This window comes from Bacillus methanolicus PB1, from assembly GCF_000262755.1.
Lineage (GTDB): Bacteria > Bacillota > Bacilli > Bacillales > Cytobacillaceae > Bacillus_Z > Bacillus_Z methanolicus.
Genome location: NZ_AFEU01000003.1, coordinates 649942 through 669857, shown reverse-complemented (window position 1 = coordinate 669857; position 19916 = coordinate 649942). Strand labels below are relative to the sequence as shown.

The window sequence follows — 19916 nt, the reverse complement described above, 5'->3', positions numbered from 1 at the left end:
TCTTTCTGAAAAAGTAATCATGCAGAGGAGGGAATTAATATGACGGCCCCTGTTTCTGTCAACGAGAAGAAAGATTTTATTCGCTGGTTTTTAAACCATTATCAACTAAAAAGAAGAGAGTGCGTATGGATCTTAAACTACTTAATGAGCCATGATCAGCTTATGGAAAAGGTTCATTTTGTGGAGCAGGCACAATTTTGTCCTAGAGGGCTTGTAATGTCCACACACTGTGTAGATGAAGTGCCATTCCGCTTCTATAAAGAAAACGTCATGACAACAGATGCGGAGAAATCATTCCATGATATCCGTTTGAACCGGGACGAGGAAATATACATTCAATTAAATTTCCATGCATCTTATAAGGCCCCTCAGTATGCAGCAGTAATGGAAGAAAACCCGTATATGCCGAAAAAACTTCAAATAACAGAAAAAGACAGGATCATTGCAGAGCGCTTCCTTTTGGAAAGCATTCAGCGCTTTCAGGAGGAAAAGCTGCTCCAGCTGATTGATAAAGCTCTTGATGAGCAGGATGAAGAAGCGTTTCGACAGCTTACGGCACAATTAAAAATGATGAAAAAACAATCATAACGAGAGGCTGGCTCATAAGGGTCTGACTCCCTCCAACAATGTCAATATATTGTATTGGAGGGGTCTGACCCTTTGCTTTTGAGCCAACCCTTTTTTTATTTGAATTTCATTTTATCTTCGTTTATGAAATGGTATGATTAAAAAGGAATTTGGTGAAGATTGGAGTGTGGACGATGAAATGGATCCCGCAAGACATTGATCAGTATTTGCAGGCAAAAGAATATGTCGATACGGCTGTTTTGCCCCTTTTGCCTGTTTCGTTTGATGCGGATATAAAACAAACTGCTTCGATGACTGAATTTATTACACTATTAAGCATTCAGCTGGAAAGGCAGTTTAAAGGCAGGCTGTTGCTTCTTCCCGGTTTTTCGTATTTAAAAAGCGTTGAAGAGGACAAGCTTGTGGAAAATTTAAGAGTTTGGGAAACAGAAATTCTTCAAAAAGGGTTTAAATATTTTTTTTATGTAACATCGGATTCGCAATGGAAAACGAGTGAAAAAGCTTTAAATGGGTCGTTAATCTGGATCCCTTCATTGCCGCTAGAGAATATGGATGAACAATATAAAAAGTCAATTTTAGAAGATCAGGTCAAACAATTGTTAAATGTTTTTATTCAAAAATGGCGGGAAAATGAATAAGTGGGAGTATTGTTGTACACTTGCTTTTTTTTAGGTACAGTACTATATTGACCTTGTGTAATTAATGATATATCATTGTTATGTCCTAGTTTTATATGTGTTGAAATATGTCCGTTGGACTGATTTTCATGATAGAGGGGGGAAAAGCATGAGCAAGCATCGAGTTTCCAGGCGTCAATTCCTGAGTTATACGCTTACCGGTGTAGGCGGTTTCATGGCTGCAGGAATGTTAATGCCAATGGTTCGTTTTGCTGTTGATCCAGTCCTGCAAGACAAAGGCGGCGGGGATTTCGTGCCAACTGACAAAAAAGTAGACGAAATTACAACTGAACCAACACGTGTAGACTTCACATTCACACAGAAGGATGCCTGGTATGAATCTGAAGTAACGAATACAGCTTGGGTTTATAAGGACGAGAAAGGTGAAATTGTTGCACTTTCTCCTGTTTGTAAACACTTAGGCTGTACTGTTGACTGGAATACGGACAAGTCTAATCCAAACCATTTCTTCTGTCCGTGCCACTATGGTTTATACACGAAAGACGGTACAAACGTTCCAGGCACGCCGCCGACAGCACCGCTGGATGTGTATGAATATCGTGTAAAGGATGGATATTTGCAAATCGGGAAAGCAAAACCGCGGAAGGGGGCGTAATGATTGTTAAACAAAATATATGATTGGGTCGATGAACGTTTAGATATTACGCCTTTGTGGCGTGATATTGCAGACCATGAAGTTCCGGAGCATGTAAACCCTGCACACCATTTTTCAGCATTTGTTTACTGTTTCGGCGGATTAACATTCTTCGTAGTTGTGATTCAAATCCTTTCTGGTATGTTTTTAACAATGTATTACGTACCAGATATTAAGAATGCTTGGCAATCTGTATACTATCTTCAAAATGAAGTAGCATTCGGTCAGATTGTCCGCGGAATGCACCATTGGGGAGCAAGTTTAGTTATCGTAATGATGTTTTTACATACGCTTCGCGTATTTTTCCAAGGAGCTTATAAGAAACCCCGAGAATTAAACTGGATCGTCGGAGTATTAATTTTCTTCGTTATGTTAGGTTTAGGTTTTACAGGATATTTGCTTCCTTGGGATATGAAAGCTTTGTTTGCGACAAAAGTAGGTCTGCAGATTGCGGAATCCGTTCCGCTTATCGGTACATGGGTGAAAGTTTTGCTTGCCGGTGATGAGAGCATCGTCGGAGCCCAAACGCTTACCAGATTCTTTGCGATTCACGTATTTTTCTTGCCGGCTGCATTGCTCGGTTTAATGGCTGCGCACTTTATCATGATCCGCAGACAAGGTATTTCCGGTCCTTTGTAAGCCGATCAAGCAACGTTAAAAAGATTGTCCGATGTTTTGAAAAAGGAGGGGGATTGCTCGATGCATCGTGGAAAAGGTATGAAGTTCGTAGGAGACTCCCGTGTTCCTGCGGAACGCAAGCCTAACATTCCGAAAGATTATTCGGAATACCCTGGAAAGACTGAGGCTTTCTGGCCTAACTTTCTTCTGAAAGAATGGATGGTAGGTGCAGTTTTCCTCGTCGGCTTTTTGTGTCTGACAGTCGCTCACCCTTCTCCGTTAGAAAGGGTGGCAGATCCGACTGATACAGCTTATATCCCATTGCCAGACTGGTATTTCTTATTTTTATACCAATTATTAAAATACACATATGCTTCAGGTCCTTATAATGTTATTGGCGCGATTGTCATTCCCGGGCTTGCTTTCGGTTCGTTGTTGTTGGCGCCGTTTATTGACCGGGGGCCTGAACGCCGTCCGACTAAACGTCCTTTAGCAACAGGATTTATGCTGTTGGCTTTAGCTTCGATCATTTTCTTGACTTGGCAAGCTGTTGCACATCACGACTGGGAAGCGGCAGAGCAGCAAGGAAAGATTGTAGCTGAAGCAGATATTGACAAGGAAGCGGAAGGATACAAAATTTACGAAGCTCAAGGCTGTATTAACTGTCATGGAGCTGAATTATCAGGCGGTGCCGGTGCTCCTGCACTAATTGATACCGAATTGAAACCTGAAGAGGTGGCTGACATTGCCAAAAACGGAAAAGGAAAAATGCCGCCTGGTATGTTCAAAGGCACTGATGAAGAACTGAAAAAACTTGCAGAATTCATCTCTAGCATTAAAAGCAAATAATCAATGAAAAAAGCTGGCTTTTCGCCAGCTTTTTTTAATATGATAATATTGTATCATACATATTGAAATGAGGAAAAAATTGATGAAGTGGATTTATCCGTTTATTGCTAGCAGGGCTTTTTTATGGTGTTTGCTTCTCATCAACATTGCGGGAACGATTTATGGCTACCATTGGTACAAGTGGCAGCTTGTTGATACGCCTGCGATCTTCGTGCCATTTGTTCCGGACAGTCCGACAGCCAGCTTGTTTTTTGTTTTTGTACTAATCGCTTTTCTTTTGAACAAGAACTGGCCATTATTCGAGGCACTTGCAATTGTCACTTTGCTTAAATACGGAATTTGGGCAGTTATTATGAATTTATTGGTTTTTACCGTAAAAGGAGAACTCGATTTTGAATCGTACATGTTAATTTTTTCCCATCTGGGAATGGCAATTCAAGGAGTTTTATATGCTCCGTTTTACCGGATCAAAATGCTCCATTTAATTATTACTGGAATTTGGGTGCTGCACAATGAAATCATTGACTATGTGTTTTTACAAATGCCTCGTTATCCTGTTTTGCATCTATACTTGCAAGAAATAGGGTACTTTACGTTTTGGCTCAGTATTGCATCACTGTTCCTTGCTTATTATTATTGTGTAAGGCCCGGCAGATTTACTTTAGAATTAAATTCATAATCGATGATTGATAATTTCTGGTCTAACCTTGTCCAAGCCCACATACATTTTATTAGATATTGTAGGGGGGACAAGAATGAGAGCAATTGCTGCCATAGTCATGCTGGCTGTTTTCCTGCTGGCACCATTCACAGTATTCGCAGAACAAACGCCGCCTATAGATAAGCTTGATGAAATTTCAGATGAAGCTTTGCAAATGGTAAAATTAAGAAGATATGACGATGCAAAAATAATACTGGAGTATTTTTCAAAACAGTTTTTAACGTTTACTATTAAGGAAAAATCATTATCGATGGATGAGTTGAGAATTATAACGGTTGCTCATAAAGATGCCCTGGAAGCAACCGTCAGTGCAGCAATGCCATATGAAGAGAGAATAAATCGTGTTACTAAGTTCCGGCTTGTTGTTGATGCTGTTACTTCCACCCATCAGCCTTTATGGGCAGAAATGGAAGGACCGATTATGTCGGCATTTAACAGTGTGAAACAATCTGTATATAATGGGGACAATGAACATTTTCACTCTAATCTGAATTCATTTTTATCTCTTTATGAAGTCATCTATCCGAGCATGAGACTTGATATTCCGCCTGAAAGAATGGAAAAAGTTGATGCCAGAGTTAATTTCATTGATCAATTCCGCCCACAAGTGCTTTCACAGGCTTCAAGCCAACAGGAGCTTGAGGCGTTGCAATTAGATTTGCAAAAGATTTTTGATGAGATGAACGAAGATGAAGCAGATCCGTCCCTCTGGTGGGTAATGATTTCAACCGGAAGCATTATTATACTAACATTGTCTTACGTTGGTTGGAGAAAATATAGAGGCGACCGTGAAAAGGAAAGGAACAGGTCAAGAGAGCTAAAAGATTGACCCTTAACAACACATTTATTACAATAAAATTAGAAGCAGGGATTAACATTTTTCAAAGTTTATTTGCTGTTTAGGCGGGATCTATCTGCATTAGGATCAAAAGTTAAAAATGGAGGTTGAAAATGTATCTACTTTACTTCGCTGTCATTATACTTGTACCTCTCTTGGCGCAGCTGAAAGTGAGCGGAGCTTATAAAAAATATTCGCGCGTTCCTTCGTCATCGCAGATGAGAGGTGCTGAAGTAGCGAGAAAGATTTTAGACGCGAACGGACTGTATCATGTTGGTGTCGAGGAAACAGGAGGATATTTAAGTGACCATTATGATCCTCGCACTAAAACGGTTAGATTATCTTCCGCCAACTATCATGGGCATTCCGTTGCAGCAGCTGCGATTGCTGCACACGAAGTGGGCCATGCAATTCAGGACCAGCAAGATTACGCATTTTTGCGTTTCCGCCATGCGCTTGTCCCTGTTGCAAATATCGGTTCAAATTTTGCCTGGATTCTTATTATGATTGGTATTTTTGCTCAATTGAGCGGAATGTTGCTTTTAGGAATTATTTTTATGGCATCAGCCGTGCTTTTCCAGGTTGTTACTCTTCCGGTTGAGTTTAATGCTTCCAACAGGGCAATGGATCAAGTCGTTTCCCTTGGCGTTATTCGGAATGATGAAGAACGGGAAACGAGAAAAGTATTGAATGCAGCGGCTTTAACATATGTTGCCGCAGCAGCAGTTGCAGTACTTGAACTAGTTCGCTTAGTATTGATTTTTACAGGAATGACGAGAGAGGAATAAGATAAGGCTGACTCATAAGGGTCAGCCTCTTTATCTTACCAGCGGCATTTTATTTTCATCAAGTGTAAAGCCTTCACCTAGTACATCATGAACAACGCTGACTGATACAAATGCGTGCGGATCAACGGAAGTAATCACATTTTTCAGCTTTACGATTTCATTTTTTGCAACTACACAATAGAGTACTTCCCGTTCTTTCTTCGTAAATGAACCGTACCCTTTTAACACAGTAACTCCCCGATCCATTTCTTTCAATATTCTGTCGGCAATTTCTTCATTGTGATCAGAGATAATCATTGCACCTCTGGCTGAGTAAGCGCCCTCTTGCATAAAATCGATCACACGGGCTCCTACAAATACTGCCACTAATGTATACATAGCTTCCTGATACGTTAAGTAGAAGACGAGCGATAAGGTAATAACAACAGCATCGAACAAAAACATCGTTTTCCCCATGCTCCAGCCGATGTATTTGTGGGCCAGCCTGGCAATAATATCGACGCCTCCTGTTGTGCCGCCAAATCGGAAGATGATTCCGAGGCCTATTCCGATGAATACGCCCGCAAACAGGGCGGCAAGCACCATGTCATTATTAAGCGGCATATGCACCGGAAAACGCTGAAAAATCCAGAGAAAAACTGAAACGCTGATCGTCCCGATAATCGTATATAAAAACACATTTCTCCCGAGAAGCTTCCAACCAATAAAAAAAAGAGGAATGTTTAATATTAAATTTGTATATGAAGGATCCAAATCAAACAGGAAAAATAATAATAAGGTGATACCGGTAAATCCGCCTTCGGCCAAATTATTTTGCATATTAAAATTAACAATCCCAAAAGAAAAAATTGCTGCTCCCAGTAAAATGAAGAGGATATTATTAAGTTTCAATCCAAAAACCAATATACATTCCTCCTTGATCCCGTATGTTCTACAAACAAAGTGTATTTAATTATATAAAATATCATTTCTATTAGCAATGATATCCAAAATTCTTCCGGTATCAAAAGAGTGTATCATGTGAAATCAAAAATATTTGTAAAAGGGGCATGTTTAGGCTAACATGTAAGAAGAAAATTACGATATACTGATTGAACTGTTTAAAGTTGAGGTGAAAAAATGGGCAATTCAAAAACTTTGAAAGACGTTCAGGCGGAAGTTGATGCTTATATCGGGCAATTTAAAGAAGGATATTTCAGCCCGTTGGCGCTGCTCGCCAGAATGACAGAAGAATTGGGGGAACTCGCCCGGGAAGTTAATCATTATTACGGGGAAAAACCAAAGAAGGCAACAGAGAAAGAACGGACAATCGAGGAAGAATTAGGGGATATGCTGTTTGTTCTCATTTGTTTTGCAAACTCTTTACATATTGATTTAGAAGAAGCCCATAACCTTGTTATGAACAAATTTCAAATCCGCGATAAAGATCGCTGGACAAGAATCGAAGAGTAAGTAAAGGAGAATAAAAAAATGGAAATTGTAAAAATTGTTGTAGCAGGCCCGCGCGGACGAATGGGGCGGGAAGCAGTCCATCTTGTCGGGAGAACAGAAAATTTCGAGTTGGCAGCAGTGCTGGATAATAAGAATGACGGAAAAAATCTTTCCGAATTGGAAGGTTTTCAAGGATTTGATGCCCCTGTGTATACAAATATTGAAAAATGTTTTCAAGATACCGGCGCAGATGTCTTAATCGATTTGACGACTCCTGAAGTAGGCTACTATCATACAAAAACGGCTCTCGAATATGGAGTGCGGCCTGTAGTTGGGACGACGGGTTTTACGAAAGATCAATTAAAAGAAATTGAAGAAATTTGCGAAGAAAAGAAACTTGGCTGCATTATAGCGCCAAATTTTGCGGTTGGGGCTGTATTAATGATGAAATTTTCACAAATGGCAGCCAAGTATTTTCAAGATATTGAAATTATTGAACTGCATCATGATCAAAAATTGGATGCACCGTCCGGAACAGCTGTCAAAACAGCTGAGATGATTGCGGAAGTGAGAGAAGCAAAGAAGCAGGGTCATCCAAATGAAAAAGAAACGATCATCGGTGCAAGGGGTGCGGATTATGAAGGAATGCATATTCATTCTGTTCGTTTGCCGGGATTAATTGCCCATCAGCAGGTGATGTTTGGATCAGACGGGCAAACATTGACGATCCGCCACGATTCGTATAACCGGGCATCTTTCATGTCTGGCGTAAAGCATGCCGTTGAGACGGTTTTAAAAATTGATACGTTTGTTTACGGATTAGAAAATATTATTGAATAGAGATGGGGTGGGATGGTGAATATTGCATTAATTGCCCATGATAAAAAGAAAGATGATCTAGTCAGTTTTGTTACCGCGTATCAAGATATTTTTTCCAAGCACAATTTATTTGCTACCGGAACAACTGGGCTGAGAATTTATGAAGCAACCGGACTTTCAATTGAACGCTTCCAGTCAGGCCCGCTTGGAGGAGATCAAGAAATTGGCGCTATGATTGCAAAAAATAAAATGGACATGGTTTTCTTCTTTCGCGATCCGTTAACCGCACAACCTCATGAACCGGATGTGTCTGCGCTAGTCCGCCTTTGTGATGTCTATTCTATCCCGCTTGCCACGAATATGGGAACAGCTGAAATACTGATCAAAGGCCTTGAACGCGGAGATTTAGAATGGCGAAAAATAGTGAAGGAAAACGGTGAATAGAATGGAATTGCAGTATTTGGATATACTGGCATTTGGAGCCCATGCAGATGATGTAGAAATCGGGATGGGAGGTACGATTGCAAAATATGCAAGTAAAGGGTACAAAATTGGAATATGTGATTTAACAAAAGCTGAACTGTCTTCCAATGGAACGGTTGAAATCCGGCAGGCAGAAGCGAACAGGGCAGCTGAAATTCTTGGGACAAGTGTGAGAGAAACATTAGATATCCCGGACAGAGGGCTTTTTCTTTCTGAAACATACATAACGAAAGTGGCGGATGTCATCCGCCGCTACCGCCCGAAAATTGTATTTGCTCCTTATTTTGAAGACCGCCACCCCGACCATAGTAATTGTGCCCGCCTTGTTAAAGAGGCGGTTTTTTCAGCAGGAATCAAAAAGTTTAAAACTAAAGCAGTTCCTGAACCTCATAAAGTGGCCAATATTTATTTCTATATGATTAACGGGTTTCATGTTCCTGATTTTGTCATCGATATTTCTGCATTTATCGACAAAAAAATTGCAGCACTTCAAGCGTACGAAAGCCAATTTGTAAAAACGAAAGAAAGTTTTGAGACGCCACTTGTAAACGGATATATTGAAGCGGTTAAAGCTAGAGAAAAAATGTTTGGCAAAGAGGCAGGGGCAGATTTTGCCGAAGGGTTCAAAACTGCAAAGCCTTTTCTTGTAAATTATGATTTAATAGGGGATAAAAAATGAGAAAACTAAAAATTGGAATTACTTGCTATCCAACCGTTGGGGGTTCAGGTGTGGTTGCAACAGAATTAGGCAAGCTTTTGGCGGAGCGCGGACACGAGATCCATTTTATCTCTTCCGGGCTTCCTTTCCGCCTGAAAAAAATGTACCACAATATTTATTTTCATCAAGTGGAAGTAAATCAATACTCGGTATTCCAATATCCGCCATATGATATAGCTCTTGCAAGTAAAATGGCGGAAGTCGTTAATAGAGAACAATTAGATTTGCTTCATGTTCATTATGCGATTCCCCATGCGGTCTGTGCGATTTTAGCGAAACAAATGTGCGAAAAAGAATTAAAAATTGTAACTACACTCCATGGAACGGATATTACTGTTCTTGGATATGATCCTTCCTTGGCGGATGCAATTAAGTTTGGAATCGAAAAATCGGATGCTGTTACAGCCGTATCCCATTCTTTAAAAGAACAAACATACGATTTATTAAAGCCGAATAAAAAGATTGAAACCGTTTATAACTTTGTAGACGAACGGGTATATCAAAAGGTTGATTCGAACCATTTGCGGATGGAATACGGTATTCAGCCAAATGAAAAAGTATTGATTCATGTTTCTAATTTCAGGTCGGTAAAGCGTGTTCCTGATGTTGTAAAAACATTTGCCAGAGTTGCCGAAAAATTGCCTGCGAAGCTGCTCCTTGTTGGCGACGGGCCTGAAATGACAGTTGTAAGCAAGCTGGTGATGGATCTCGGATTAAATGACAAGGTCCTTTTTCTAGGCAAACAGGAAAACCTTCAAGAACTTTATTCGATAAGCGATCTGAAGCTGCTTTTATCTACGAAGGAAAGCTTTGGGCTTGTTGCTCTTGAAGCAATGGCCTGCGGGGTTCCTTGCATCGGAACTAATGTCGGAGGCATTCCTGAAGTCATTAAAGACGGATATACGGGATTTATTTGTGAACTTGGAAGCATCGATGAATATTTTGAAAAGGCGATGCAAATATTGACAAACTCCGACCTGCACAAGAGGTTTTCAAATCATTCAATTGAAACGGTAAAACAGAAATTCAATGCAGAACTGGCAGTCTCTTATTATGAAGAGATCTATTTTAATCTACTGAATACAGGTGAAAATGATGAATCCCGTATTTGAGAAAGCAAAACCTGTCCTTGAAAAAATTGAGAATGCCGGTTTTGAGGCATATTTTGTCGGAGGCTGTGTAAGAGATTATCTCCTCGAAAAGCCGATCGAAGATGTGGATATTGCAACATCGGCAACACCGGACGAAGTAAAAAAGATCTTCCCGAAAACAGTCGATGTAGGAATTGAGCACGGAACAATACTTGTTATTTTTAATGGAACACCATATGAAGTAACAACTTTTCGTACGGAAGAGAAATATGAGGATTTTAGGAGGCCTGCAGGCGTTACGTTCATTCGGTCATTAAATGAAGATTTGAAGCGGCGCGATTTTACAATGAATGCAATCGCAATGGACAAGGATGGAAAATTAATTGATCCTTTTGACGGTCAAAAAGATATTCGCGAAAAACGGATTAAAACGGTCGGCATCCCGCAAGAAAGACTCAGCGAGGATGCTTTACGAATGATGAGAGCGATCCGTTTTGTCAGCCAGCTGTCATTCTCCCTTGAAGAATCAACAAAAAAGGCACTGACAGAAAATAAACGTTTATTAAAGGAAATTGCCGTTGAAAGAAAAGCTGTAGAGTTTGAGAAACTGCTAAAGGGTGTAAATCGGAGAGAGGCTTTACAGTTAATAATCGAAACAGAGTTGTTCATGTATCTTCCTGGACTTGAAAATTGTCGGAACGATTTAGAACAAATGCTTCAAGATCCGTTTGATCGTCTTTCCGCTTTGGAAATGTGGGTGCTGTTAATATACAGGCTCGGATTGAAAAACCGATTTATTGAAGAATTCTTAAGAAAATGGAAGCTCCCTGTAAAGAAAATAAAAATGATACAGAAAATTGTTCATTATGTATTTGCTAGGCTGGATTCAGAATGGACGAACAGAGAGCTTTTCGAAGCGAAGAAAGAAGTTATTTTTCATACAGAAAATGTGCTAAATGTAATAACCGGAAATTATTCTTCTTCAGCGGAAAAATGGATTGGAGCCTATGACAGGCTTCCTATTAAAGACAGGTCCGAGTTGCAAGCCACGGGCAGTGAGCTTATGAAGTGGCTGGATCGAAAAGGCGGACCATGGGTAAAAGAGCTATTTCAAAAAATTGAAGATGCAGTGCTTAACGGGGAGCTTCTTAATCAGAAAGAAAAGATAAAGGAGTGGGTAATCAAGTGCAATCAGAATTGAGAAAGAAACTGCTTGATGCCTTTACACGTGCAGATGGAGAATTCTTATCCGGCCAGTATTTAGCAGATTTAATTGGCTGTTCGAGGACAGCAGTTTGGAAACATATCGAAGATCTCAGGAAAGAGGGATTTATTCTTGAAGCGGTCAGAAGAAAAGGTTACCGGATTATTAAAACTCCTGAAAATATAACGCCGGACGAGATCAGGCTTGGATTAAAGACTGATTTTCTTGGCCAGCAAATCCATTACGAAGAAAGTGTCGATTCAACCCAGAAAATCGCACATCGGCTTTCCTATGATGGAGCACCCGAAGGAACAGTCGTTCTCGCTGAAGAACAGTTGTCAGGGCGGGGAAGAATGGACCGGAAATGGTATTCACCAAAATACACCGGAATTTGGATGAGTGTAATCTTGAGGCCAAATATTTTGCCTACGAAAGCGCCGCAGCTTACTCTTTTGACAGCTGTTGCGGTCGTTAAAGCAATTGAGGAAGTTACTGCTTTATCGCCGAAAATTAAATGGCCGAATGATATTTTAATAAACGGCAAAAAAGTAACCGGAATTTTGACAGAGCTGCAAGCAGAAGCAGACAGAGTCAAAACGATCATCATCGGCATCGGCATGAATGTAAATCAAAAGGTGAACGATTTTCCTGAAAATATTCGTTCAATTGCTACTTCCCTATCAATTGAAAAAGGCGAGTACATTTCAAGGCCTGCTATAATAAGAGCGGTACTTTCCAACATTGAAAAATTTTATTTGCTTTATTTGGAAAAAGGATTTTATCCGATCAAGCTTTTGTGGGAAAGCTACGCGGTCAGCATTGGCAAAAAGATATTCGCCAGAACATTGTCCGGCAATATTTCCGGACGAGCTTTAGGGATTACCGATGACGGCGTTTTAATGATTGAAGATGAAAACGGCGCAGTTCATCATGTTTTCTCTGCTGATATCGATTTATTCGGAAAAATATTATAATGGCCGCTGAGTCGCTGTTTTGTTATAATCACACTGGGCAGTATCTCGACAAGAACTGCACCAAATTCTATTTTTTTAAAAACATATTTCTGCCTAGATCCGTTAAGGACCGGGACAGAGGGATGAAACAATATTTGATTTGCTCGTAACGGGATCCTTCTGCCTAAAAAAGGATCCTTTTTGCATTGTTTTATCGCCTCTTTTCCAAATCATAAGGAGGAGAACAGATGAAGCAAACAACTGATTTTATTAAAATGAAAAACGCAAATGAAAAAATTGTTATGCTGACGGCTTATGACTACCCTTCTGCAAAACAAGCCGAAAAAGCTGAAGTAGATATGATTCTGGTCGGTGACTCTTTAGGAATGGTTGTACTTGGATACGAATCTACCATACCTGTTACACTAGAGGATATGATCCATCACGCCAAAGCCGTAAAAAAAGGAGCACCGAATACGTTTATCGTCGTAGATATGCCATTTATGAGTTATCATTTGTCTGTTCGTGATACACTTATAAATGGTGCCAGGCTTATACAAGAAACGGGAGCCCATGCAGTCAAACTTGAAGGAGCCGATGATGTTGCGGAAAAGATTAAAGCGTTGACAGGAGCCGGTATTCCGGTTGTCGCACACCTCGGGCTGACACCGCAATCTGTCGGTGTTCTCGGCGGCTACAAAGTTCAAGGAAAAAGTGCGGAGGCTGCCCGAAAATTAATTGAGGATGCCAAAAAGGTAGAAGAGGCGGGAGCATTTGCGCTCGTTTTGGAATGTATTCCGAAACAGCTGGCAGAAGAAATTTCATGCATGCTTACAATCCCTGCCATTGGAATTGGAGCAGGTCCGGAGTGCGACGGACAGGTTCTTGTTTATCATGATGTGTTAACCTATGGCGTGGAGAAAGTGCCGAAATTTGCAAAACAATATGCGAATGTTAATGAACTTGTGCAAACAGGCCTCAGCGCATACGTTACTGAAGTAAGATCAGGCGCGTTCCCTGAGGAAAACCACAGTTTTTCAATGAAAAAAGAAGAGCTGGGAGCACTTTATGGAGGAAAATGATGAAAGTTATAACGAGAATTGCCGAAATGCAAAAACAAATCATTCAAGAAAGAAACAATCAAAAATCAATCGGCTTTGTTCCAACGATGGGGTATTTACATGAAGGACATATGTCTTTGCTTAAGAGAGCAAGACAAGAGAATGATATCGTTGTTTTGAGTGTGTTCGTGAATCCGCTCCAATTTGGGCCATCTGAAGATCTTGATGCATATCCGAGAGATTTTGAACACGATAAGAAAGTAGCAGAAGACTGTGAAGTCGATTACTTTTTTTACCCGGATGAGGACGAAATGTTTCCAAGCACACCATCTGTTAAAGTCATTGTCCAAGACCGTACGGAAGTTCTTTGCGGAAGATCGCGTCCGGGCCATTTCGATGGGGTAGCTACAGTGCTTACAAAGCTGTTTAACATTGTATTTCCCGACCGTGCTTACTTCGGTATGAAAGATGCGCAGCAGGTTGCTGTCGTAGAGGGACTAATTCATAATTTTCATTTCCCGATTAAGTTAGTGGCTGCTGAAACCGTTCGAGAAGCGGACGGCTTGGCAAAAAGCTCAAGAAACGTCAACTTGCTTCCGGAAGAGAGGAAACAGGCTCCGGCTTTATATGAAAGTTTAAAATTGGCGGAACATATGATCAACGAAGGAGTCAGGAATCCGGAGAGAATTATCTCTTCGATGGCTCAGCATATTTCCCGCCAAACATCAGGAATTATTGACTATATTGAAATTTACTCATATCCGGATTTAAAGCCATTAACACAGATTCAGGGGAAAATCATTATTGCTCTTGCTGTTAAGTTTTCCCGGGCACGTTTAATCGATAATATCATCGTTACTGTAAATGAATAGGAGGAAGAAGAAATGTTTCGCACCATGATGAATGCAAAAATCCATCGTGCCAGAGTAACAGAGGCAAATCTAAATTATGTAGGAAGCATTACAATAGATGAAGATATTCTGGATGCTGTAGGAATGGTTCCAAATGAAAAAGTGCAAATTGTAAATAATAACAACGGAGCCCGCTTTGAAACGTATATTATTCCCGGAAAAAGAGGAAGCGGAGTTGTTTGTTTAAACGGGGCAGCCGCCCGTCTAGTTCAGGAAGGCGATGTTGTAATTATTATTTCCTATGTAATGGTTCATGAAGAGAAAGTAAAGTCGCATAAACCGAAAGTGGCCATAATGGATGAAAACAATAAAATTGTCGAACTGCTTCACGCTGAACCGGAAAAAACAATTTTCTAACCCCCTTTGCTGCAGGGGGTTTTCTTCTTGATTTTCGTGTGAAAGAAAATACAATTGACTGAGCAAGCGATCTTTTACTTTTTCCTGATTTATGGTACCGTAGCTTTGATTGAATAATTGAGGTGTTTCATTATGAATCAACATAAATTCGCAGTTATTGATTTGGAGACAATCGGCAATGCTCCAAAAAGAGGAGACAGGATCATTCAGTTTGCGGCGGTTGTAATCGAGAATGGAAAAATTATTGAACAATACTCGTCTTTTATAAATCCCGAACAACAGATTCCGCCTTTTATCGAAGAGCTTACGGGAATCAACGATGAAATGGTTAAGGATGCTCCGCTTTTCTCGGAAATAGCTCCCAAAATATTAACAATGCTTGATGACGCTTATTTTGTAGCACATAACGTTCTTTTTGATTTGTCGTTTCTGCAGGAAGAACTTATTCATGCAGGATATGAAGGTTTTTTCGGGCCTGTTCTCGATACGGTTGAACTTGCCAGAATTCTGCTGCCTACTGCTGACAGCTATAAACTATCGGATTTAGCTCTAAAGGAGAAATTATCCCATGACCGTCCCCATCAAGCTGACAGTGATGCTTACGTTACAGCGGAGCTTCTGTTAATTTTACTTGACAAGCTTCAAAAAATACCGTTATGCACAATGCGTCAGCTTTATAAGCTTTCTGATGGACTTAAAAGTGATTTACATATGCTGCTCGGAGATATGATAATGAATAAGGAACAAACAATTGAGGTTTTGCCTGAATCAATTGAAATCTTTCGCGGTATTGCCTTAAAAAAGAAAAAGAATCTTCCGAAGAATGTTTCAATTCCATCTCAAATAGAGTATCCTGTTGATATTGAAAGTAAAGAAGCCCTCTTTCAAAAAGCGTTTCAAGTATTTGAAAAACGAACCGGGCAGTTTCAAATGATGGATGCTGTTTACCGTTCTTTATTAAATCAGCAGCATTCATTAATTGAGGCAGGTACAGGAGTAGGAAAATCAATCGCTTATCTTATTCCGGCTGCTATATTTTCAAGGCTGAAAAATAAGCCAGTTGTTATCAGCACATATACAACCCAGCTCCAAGAACAGCTTTTAACACGGGACATCCCACTATTAAATAAGATGTTCAGCTTTCCGGTAAAAACTGTTCTTTTAAAAGGAAGAAATCACTATTTAAGCCTTTATAAATTTGAGCTATCTTTAAAAGAAGAGGATGATAATTACGATACGTGCTTAACAAAAATGCAAATTCTCATATGGCTGTTGGAAACGGAAACGGGCGATTATGAAGAACTGAACTTATCAAGCGGGGGAAGACTTTTTTGGAATCAAATTAAGAATGATGAGACTTCATTTCTTCAAGGGAAGGCATGGTTTTCTCATGACTATTATTTAAGAGCGCGAAATGAAGCGCAAACAGCTGATCTCATAATTACCAATCACGCTCTTCTTCTTTCTGATGCAGCATCAGAACAACCGATTCTTCCTGATTATCATTTTGCGATTATTGATGAAGGCCATCTGTTTGAAAAAGCTGCAGGCAAACAGTTTGGCATTTCACTTGACTATTTGGCAATCAGGCATTTGCTGGGCAGGCTTGGTACTTATGAGCAGAAACAACTGTTTTATAGGTTCGAACAGCTGTTGAATGACCTTAATTGGGCTTCCGGCGATATCGTTCATACGTTTGTAGTCAACCAAACGATATTAGATTTATCGTTTGAATTTGATGAGTTATTTAAAATAATCAGTTTTTATGCAGAAAAAAAAACAAAGGATAGAGACTTAACCTTTAACAAAATAAAATACCGGATAACGAACTTTGAGTCCGGGAAGGAATGGATCGCTTTACAAGCGGTTACTGAGCGAATTTTATTTTTATTAAAAGACTTGCTTTGCCTTTTTGAAAAACGGTTAAATGTCATTAAACAATTGAAAGATAAGCTCTCCGTTGAACATAAAGGGATGCTTGAAGATATGGCTTCTGTATTGAAAGAGTTGAAGGAAATCAAAGATGCCGTTAAGCACCTGTTTATTATCCAGCAGCCGGAGTATGTTATATGGATTGAGACGGACGTAAGAGCTTTTCAAAATGCTACTGCTGTTTATGCTCAGCCTATTCATGTTTCTTCTTATTTGAAGCGGCAGTTTTTCGATGTTAAAAAGAGTGTAGTCATTACATCCGCAACGTTAACCGTAAATAACTCATTCAAATTTATCGTAAGAGAGCTTGGTATTGAAAACCATGATTATCATACAGAAATAATTCCTTCGCCATTTCGTTATTCTGAACAAGTTCAACTAGTTATACCTGAAGATCTTCCCGAAATAAATGCGGTTTCCGCGGAAGAATATACCGCCTCGATTACTGAGCAAATCATTTCAATTGCGGAAGCGACAAAAGGAAGAATGCTTATATTGTTTACAGCTTATGACATGCTGAAAAAAACGTATGAATTGATGAAAGAAAGCGGGTTTTTAGAGGAATATGTTTTAATTGCCCAAGGGATCTCAGGCGGAAGCAGGACAAGGCTTACACGAAATTTTCAGCGATTTGACAAAGCAATCCTGTTTGGAACGAATAGTTTTTGGGAAGGTGTTGATATTCCCGGAGAAGACTTGTCATGCTTGATTATTGTTAGGCTTCCTTTTTTTCCTCCTGATGAACCGGTCATTCAAGCAAAATGCGAAGCGATTAAAAAGAATGGCGGCAATCCATTTTTCGACCATTCCTTGCCGGAAGCAGTGATCCGCTTTAAACAAGGGTTTGGCAGGCTGATACGATCTGAACAGGACCGGGGAATTATTGTCGTATTTGACAGAAGAATAATTACAACAAGATATGGAAAAACGTTCTTAAATTCAATTCCAAAAATACCTGTCAAGAAAAGCAATATCGATGAGCTGGTTCAGTTCATTCACAGCTGGCTTTAAAACTTGGTGGGGTCAGACCCCTCCAAATAACTAGAAATTTTTTTAAAACATGCATGTAATGTTATCATTAGAGGTTTCTTCCTGTTATAATTGGTTTTGAGAGTCAGCTGTGAAGTAATTTCACTGTTTTTGCCTTGTGTCTGTTTGAATGATATAATCAACCAATTTTGCAGTGCTTTTAGGAGGAATTCCAGAATGGAAAGTAAAATTGAAATATTATCGACAGTTAAAGTCCAGAGCAGTCCGGATTTGTATAAAATAGTCGATACATTAAACAGGACGCTCAAAGGGGAAAATTTAATGTTCGGTCTTGCGCTTGATAAGGATGATCAAAATACAGCCGTATTTACAATCTATCGTACATAGAGAAGTGATTAGATGAAAAAGTTGATTTATATCAGCTCTGTTGCAGTCATCATTATTTTAGGATTTTTCATAGTTGTTTATTTAAATGCTTTCAAGCCGGTTAAGGCCGCCGAAGAAAAAGCGGTAATGATTGCCAAAAAAGAAACGGATTTGAAAAGTGTAAGAGATTTTTCATTATATAATGGGCTCGAACCATATTATGTTATATGGGGTAAAGACAGCAATGGTGAAAACATTATCGTTTGGATTTCTGAAAAAGCTAGAAAAGTCATTGTTAAAAAAGAAAAGGACGGTATTTCAAAAAAAGATGCAATCAGGAAACTAAAAGAGGAAAAAAATCCTAAAGAAATACTGGAAGTTCGTCTTGGAATGTTAAAAAACAGGCCTTCGTGGGAAATATATTATCTTTCAGATAATGATTTAATAAATTATTACTATGTGGATTTTGAAACAGGAGAATGGCTTACAAAAATAGAAAATTTATAAATTTTAGGAGGAAATAGCATGGAGATCAATCTAGCACAAAGAGTAAAAGCACTGACACCTTCCTCAACGCTTGCAATTACTGCAAAGGCAAAAGAATTAAGAGCACAAGGCCACGATATTATTGGACTCGGAGCAGGGGAGCCTGATTTTAATACTCCTCAGTATATTATTGATGCAGCAGCAAAGTCAATGAATGAAGGCCATACAAAATATACCCCTTCCGCAGGTCTTCCTGCATTAAGAAAAGCAATTGCTGAAAAAATCAAGCGAGACCAGGGGATTGACTATGACACAAGCGAAATCATTGTCACCGTTGGGGGAAAGCATGCACTGTACACTCTATTTCAAGTCATTCTTGATGAAGGAGACGAAGTCATCATTCCGACTCCTTACTGGGTCAGCTATCCTGAGCAAGTCAAATTAGCCGGCGGGGTACCAGTTTTCGTTGAAGGTTCAGAAGAAAACGAATTTAAGATTACACCTTCCCAATTGGAACAAGCTATTTCTGACCGCACAAAGGCAGTTGTCATCAATTCACCAAGCAACCCAACCGGTATGGTATATACAAAAGAAGAATTGCTTGAATTAGGAAAAGTATGTATTGATCATAATATTTTAATTATTTCCGACGAAATTTATGAAAAGCTTGTTTATGGAAACAATAAGCATTTTTCGATCGCCCAGTTGTCACCTGAGTTAAAAGAACAAACGATTATCATTAACGGTTTAGCGAAATCACATTCGATGACAGGATGGAGAATTGGTTTCGCAGCAGGAAACAAAGAAATTATTACCGCGATGACCAATCTTGCAAGCCACAGCACTTCAAATCCGACAACTACAGCGCAATACGGAGCCATTGCAGCTTATACAGGAACTATGGAATCTGTTGAAGAGATGCGAAAAGCATTCGAGGAGCGTTTAAACGTTATTTATGATAAGCTCATAGAAATTCCCGGTTTTACTTGTATAAAACCACAAGGAGCCTTTTATTTATTTCCTAATGTAAAAAAAGCAGCCCAATTAACCGGATATGAGAATACAGATGAATTTGCAGAAGCTCTATTAGAAGAGGCAAAAGTAGCTGTTATTCCTGGTTCAGGTTTCGGAGCGCCTGATAACATCCGGTTATCGTATGCAACTTCTCTTGAGTTGCTTGAACAGGCAGTTGAAAGAATGAAGCAATTTGTTGAAAGCAAAATGATAGTAACAAAATAATCGGATGCAAACCAGAAATACAGTCGTTCGTTTTGTCAGGGCTCTCATGGAAATATTGAGGGCCCTGTTATGTTGCTTCTTAATAAGGCGAACGTTATAATAAAATTCGGTGCAGAGAGAAGAGTTTTTTCATCTTTTTGG

General features: G+C 39.6%; 23 protein-coding genes. 22 read left to right on the top strand and 1 reads right to left on the bottom strand.

Annotation, left to right across the window (positions count from 1 at the left end):
- The first annotated feature begins 39 nt into the window (after window positions 1–39).
- The 8 genes from PB1_RS13010 (at window position 40) to PB1_RS12975 (ending at window position 5734) form a co-directional block, all read left to right on the top strand.
- Window positions 40–588, top strand: a complete 549-nt coding sequence (locus PB1_RS13010; protein WP_004437336.1) for a ReoY family proteolytic degradation factor — start codon at window positions 40–42, stop codon at window positions 586–588.
- Between the two features lie 173 nt (window positions 589–761).
- Entirely contained in the window at window positions 762–1226 is a 465-nt protein-coding gene (locus PB1_RS13005) for a YpiF family protein (RefSeq protein WP_004437335.1), read from the top strand.
- 148 nt (window positions 1227–1374) lie between these two features.
- On the top strand, window positions 1375–1881 hold the full coding sequence (locus tag PB1_RS13000) for a Rieske (2Fe-2S) protein (protein ID WP_034645351.1): 507 nt from the start codon (window positions 1375–1377) through the stop codon (window positions 1879–1881).
- 3 nt (window positions 1882–1884) lie between these two features.
- A complete protein-coding gene (qcrB, locus tag PB1_RS12995; RefSeq protein WP_004437331.1) occupies window positions 1885–2559 on the top strand; it encodes a menaquinol-cytochrome c reductase cytochrome b subunit in 675 nt (224 codons plus the stop codon).
- Window positions 2560–2619: 60 nt separating this feature from the next.
- A complete protein-coding gene (locus PB1_RS12990) occupies window positions 2620–3387 on the top strand; it encodes a menaquinol-cytochrome c reductase cytochrome b/c subunit (protein ID WP_004437330.1) in 768 nt (255 codons plus the stop codon).
- A gap of 82 nt (window positions 3388–3469) precedes the next feature.
- Window positions 3470–4066 carry a lipoprotein heptaprenylglyceryl N-acetyltransferase LhaT gene (lhaT, locus tag PB1_RS12985; protein ID WP_004437327.1) on the top strand — a complete coding sequence of 199 codons (597 nt, stop codon included), beginning with the start codon at window positions 3470–3472 and terminating at the stop codon, window positions 4064–4066.
- Window positions 4067–4142: 76 nt separating this feature from the next.
- Window positions 4143–4937, top strand: a complete 795-nt coding sequence (gene ypjB / locus PB1_RS12980; RefSeq protein WP_004437326.1) for a sporulation protein YpjB — start codon at window positions 4143–4145, stop codon at window positions 4935–4937.
- A gap of 122 nt (window positions 4938–5059) precedes the next feature.
- The gene (locus PB1_RS12975; RefSeq protein ID WP_004437324.1) at window positions 5060–5734 is read left to right on the top strand and encodes a zinc metallopeptidase; all 675 of its coding nucleotides are present in this window, start codon (window positions 5060–5062) and stop codon (window positions 5732–5734) included.
- A 30-nt stretch (window positions 5735–5764) separates the two neighbouring features.
- On the opposite strand, the gene PB1_RS12970 is transcribed toward PB1_RS12975, so the two are convergent.
- Window positions 5765–6637, bottom strand: coding sequence for a YitT family protein (locus PB1_RS12970; RefSeq protein ID WP_004437322.1), 873 nt, complete (start codon window positions 6635–6637; stop codon window positions 5765–5767).
- Between the two features lie 216 nt (window positions 6638–6853).
- Between PB1_RS12970 and PB1_RS12965 the strand changes: the two genes are divergently transcribed.
- The 14 genes from PB1_RS12965 to PB1_RS12905 all read left to right on the top strand — a co-directional run bounded on the left by PB1_RS12965 (window position 6854) and on the right by PB1_RS12905 (window position 19775).
- Window positions 6854–7186: a nucleotide pyrophosphohydrolase gene (locus PB1_RS12965; protein WP_004437320.1), complete on the top strand. Its 333-nt coding sequence runs from the start codon at window positions 6854–6856 to the stop codon at window positions 7184–7186.
- Between the two features lie 18 nt (window positions 7187–7204).
- Window positions 7205–8005 carry a 4-hydroxy-tetrahydrodipicolinate reductase gene (gene dapB / locus PB1_RS12960; protein ID WP_004437318.1) on the top strand — a complete coding sequence of 267 codons (801 nt, stop codon included), beginning with the start codon at window positions 7205–7207 and terminating at the stop codon, window positions 8003–8005.
- A 15-nt stretch (window positions 8006–8020) separates the two neighbouring features.
- Complete coding sequence (mgsA, locus tag PB1_RS12955) at window positions 8021–8428, top strand: methylglyoxal synthase (protein ID WP_004437311.1); 408 nt, start codon at window positions 8021–8023, stop codon at window positions 8426–8428.
- A gap of 1 nt (window position 8429) precedes the next feature.
- A complete protein-coding gene (gene bshB1 / locus PB1_RS12950; protein WP_004437309.1) occupies window positions 8430–9146 on the top strand; it encodes a bacillithiol biosynthesis deacetylase BshB1 in 717 nt (238 codons plus the stop codon).
- Window positions 9143–10297: an N-acetyl-alpha-D-glucosaminyl L-malate synthase BshA gene (gene bshA, locus PB1_RS12945; protein WP_004437308.1), complete on the top strand. Its 1155-nt coding sequence runs from the start codon at window positions 9143–9145 to the stop codon at window positions 10295–10297. Before bshB1 ends, bshA begins: the two co-directional genes overlap by 4 nt.
- Window positions 10281–11477: a CCA tRNA nucleotidyltransferase gene (locus tag PB1_RS12940; RefSeq protein ID WP_004437307.1), complete on the top strand. Its 1197-nt coding sequence runs from the start codon at window positions 10281–10283 to the stop codon at window positions 11475–11477. The genes bshA and PB1_RS12940 overlap by 17 nt, the downstream gene beginning before the upstream one ends.
- Window positions 11462–12454 carry a biotin--[acetyl-CoA-carboxylase] ligase gene (locus tag PB1_RS12935; RefSeq protein ID WP_004437306.1) on the top strand — a complete coding sequence of 331 codons (993 nt, stop codon included), beginning with the start codon at window positions 11462–11464 and terminating at the stop codon, window positions 12452–12454. Before PB1_RS12940 ends, PB1_RS12935 begins: the two co-directional genes overlap by 16 nt.
- A gap of 227 nt (window positions 12455–12681) precedes the next feature.
- Window positions 12682–13515, top strand: a complete 834-nt coding sequence (panB, locus tag PB1_RS12930) for a 3-methyl-2-oxobutanoate hydroxymethyltransferase (protein ID WP_004437305.1) — start codon at window positions 12682–12684, stop codon at window positions 13513–13515.
- Window positions 13515–14366 carry a pantoate--beta-alanine ligase gene (panC, locus tag PB1_RS12925; RefSeq protein WP_004437304.1) on the top strand — a complete coding sequence of 284 codons (852 nt, stop codon included), beginning with the start codon at window positions 13515–13517 and terminating at the stop codon, window positions 14364–14366. The genes panB and panC overlap by 1 nt, the downstream gene beginning before the upstream one ends.
- 12 nt (window positions 14367–14378) lie before the next feature.
- A complete protein-coding gene (gene panD / locus PB1_RS12920) occupies window positions 14379–14762 on the top strand; it encodes an aspartate 1-decarboxylase (RefSeq protein ID WP_004437303.1) in 384 nt (127 codons plus the stop codon).
- Between the two features lie 132 nt (window positions 14763–14894).
- Window positions 14895–17705 carry an ATP-dependent DNA helicase DinG gene (dinG, locus tag PB1_RS12915; RefSeq protein WP_004437302.1) on the top strand — a complete coding sequence of 937 codons (2811 nt, stop codon included), beginning with the start codon at window positions 14895–14897 and terminating at the stop codon, window positions 17703–17705.
- A gap of 195 nt (window positions 17706–17900) precedes the next feature.
- Window positions 17901–18071 (top strand): YpmA family protein, encoded by a 171-nt coding sequence (locus PB1_RS17155; protein ID WP_004435220.1) that lies wholly within the window; start codon window positions 17901–17903, stop codon window positions 18069–18071.
- Between the two features lie 12 nt (window positions 18072–18083).
- Entirely contained in the window at window positions 18084–18557 is a 474-nt protein-coding gene (locus tag PB1_RS12910; protein WP_004437301.1) for a cell wall elongation regulator TseB-like domain-containing protein, read from the top strand.
- A 24-nt stretch (window positions 18558–18581) separates the two neighbouring features.
- Window positions 18582–19775 (top strand): pyridoxal phosphate-dependent aminotransferase, encoded by a 1194-nt coding sequence (locus PB1_RS12905; RefSeq protein ID WP_034645637.1) that lies wholly within the window; start codon window positions 18582–18584, stop codon window positions 19773–19775.
- Window positions 19776–19916: the final 141 nt, after the last annotated feature.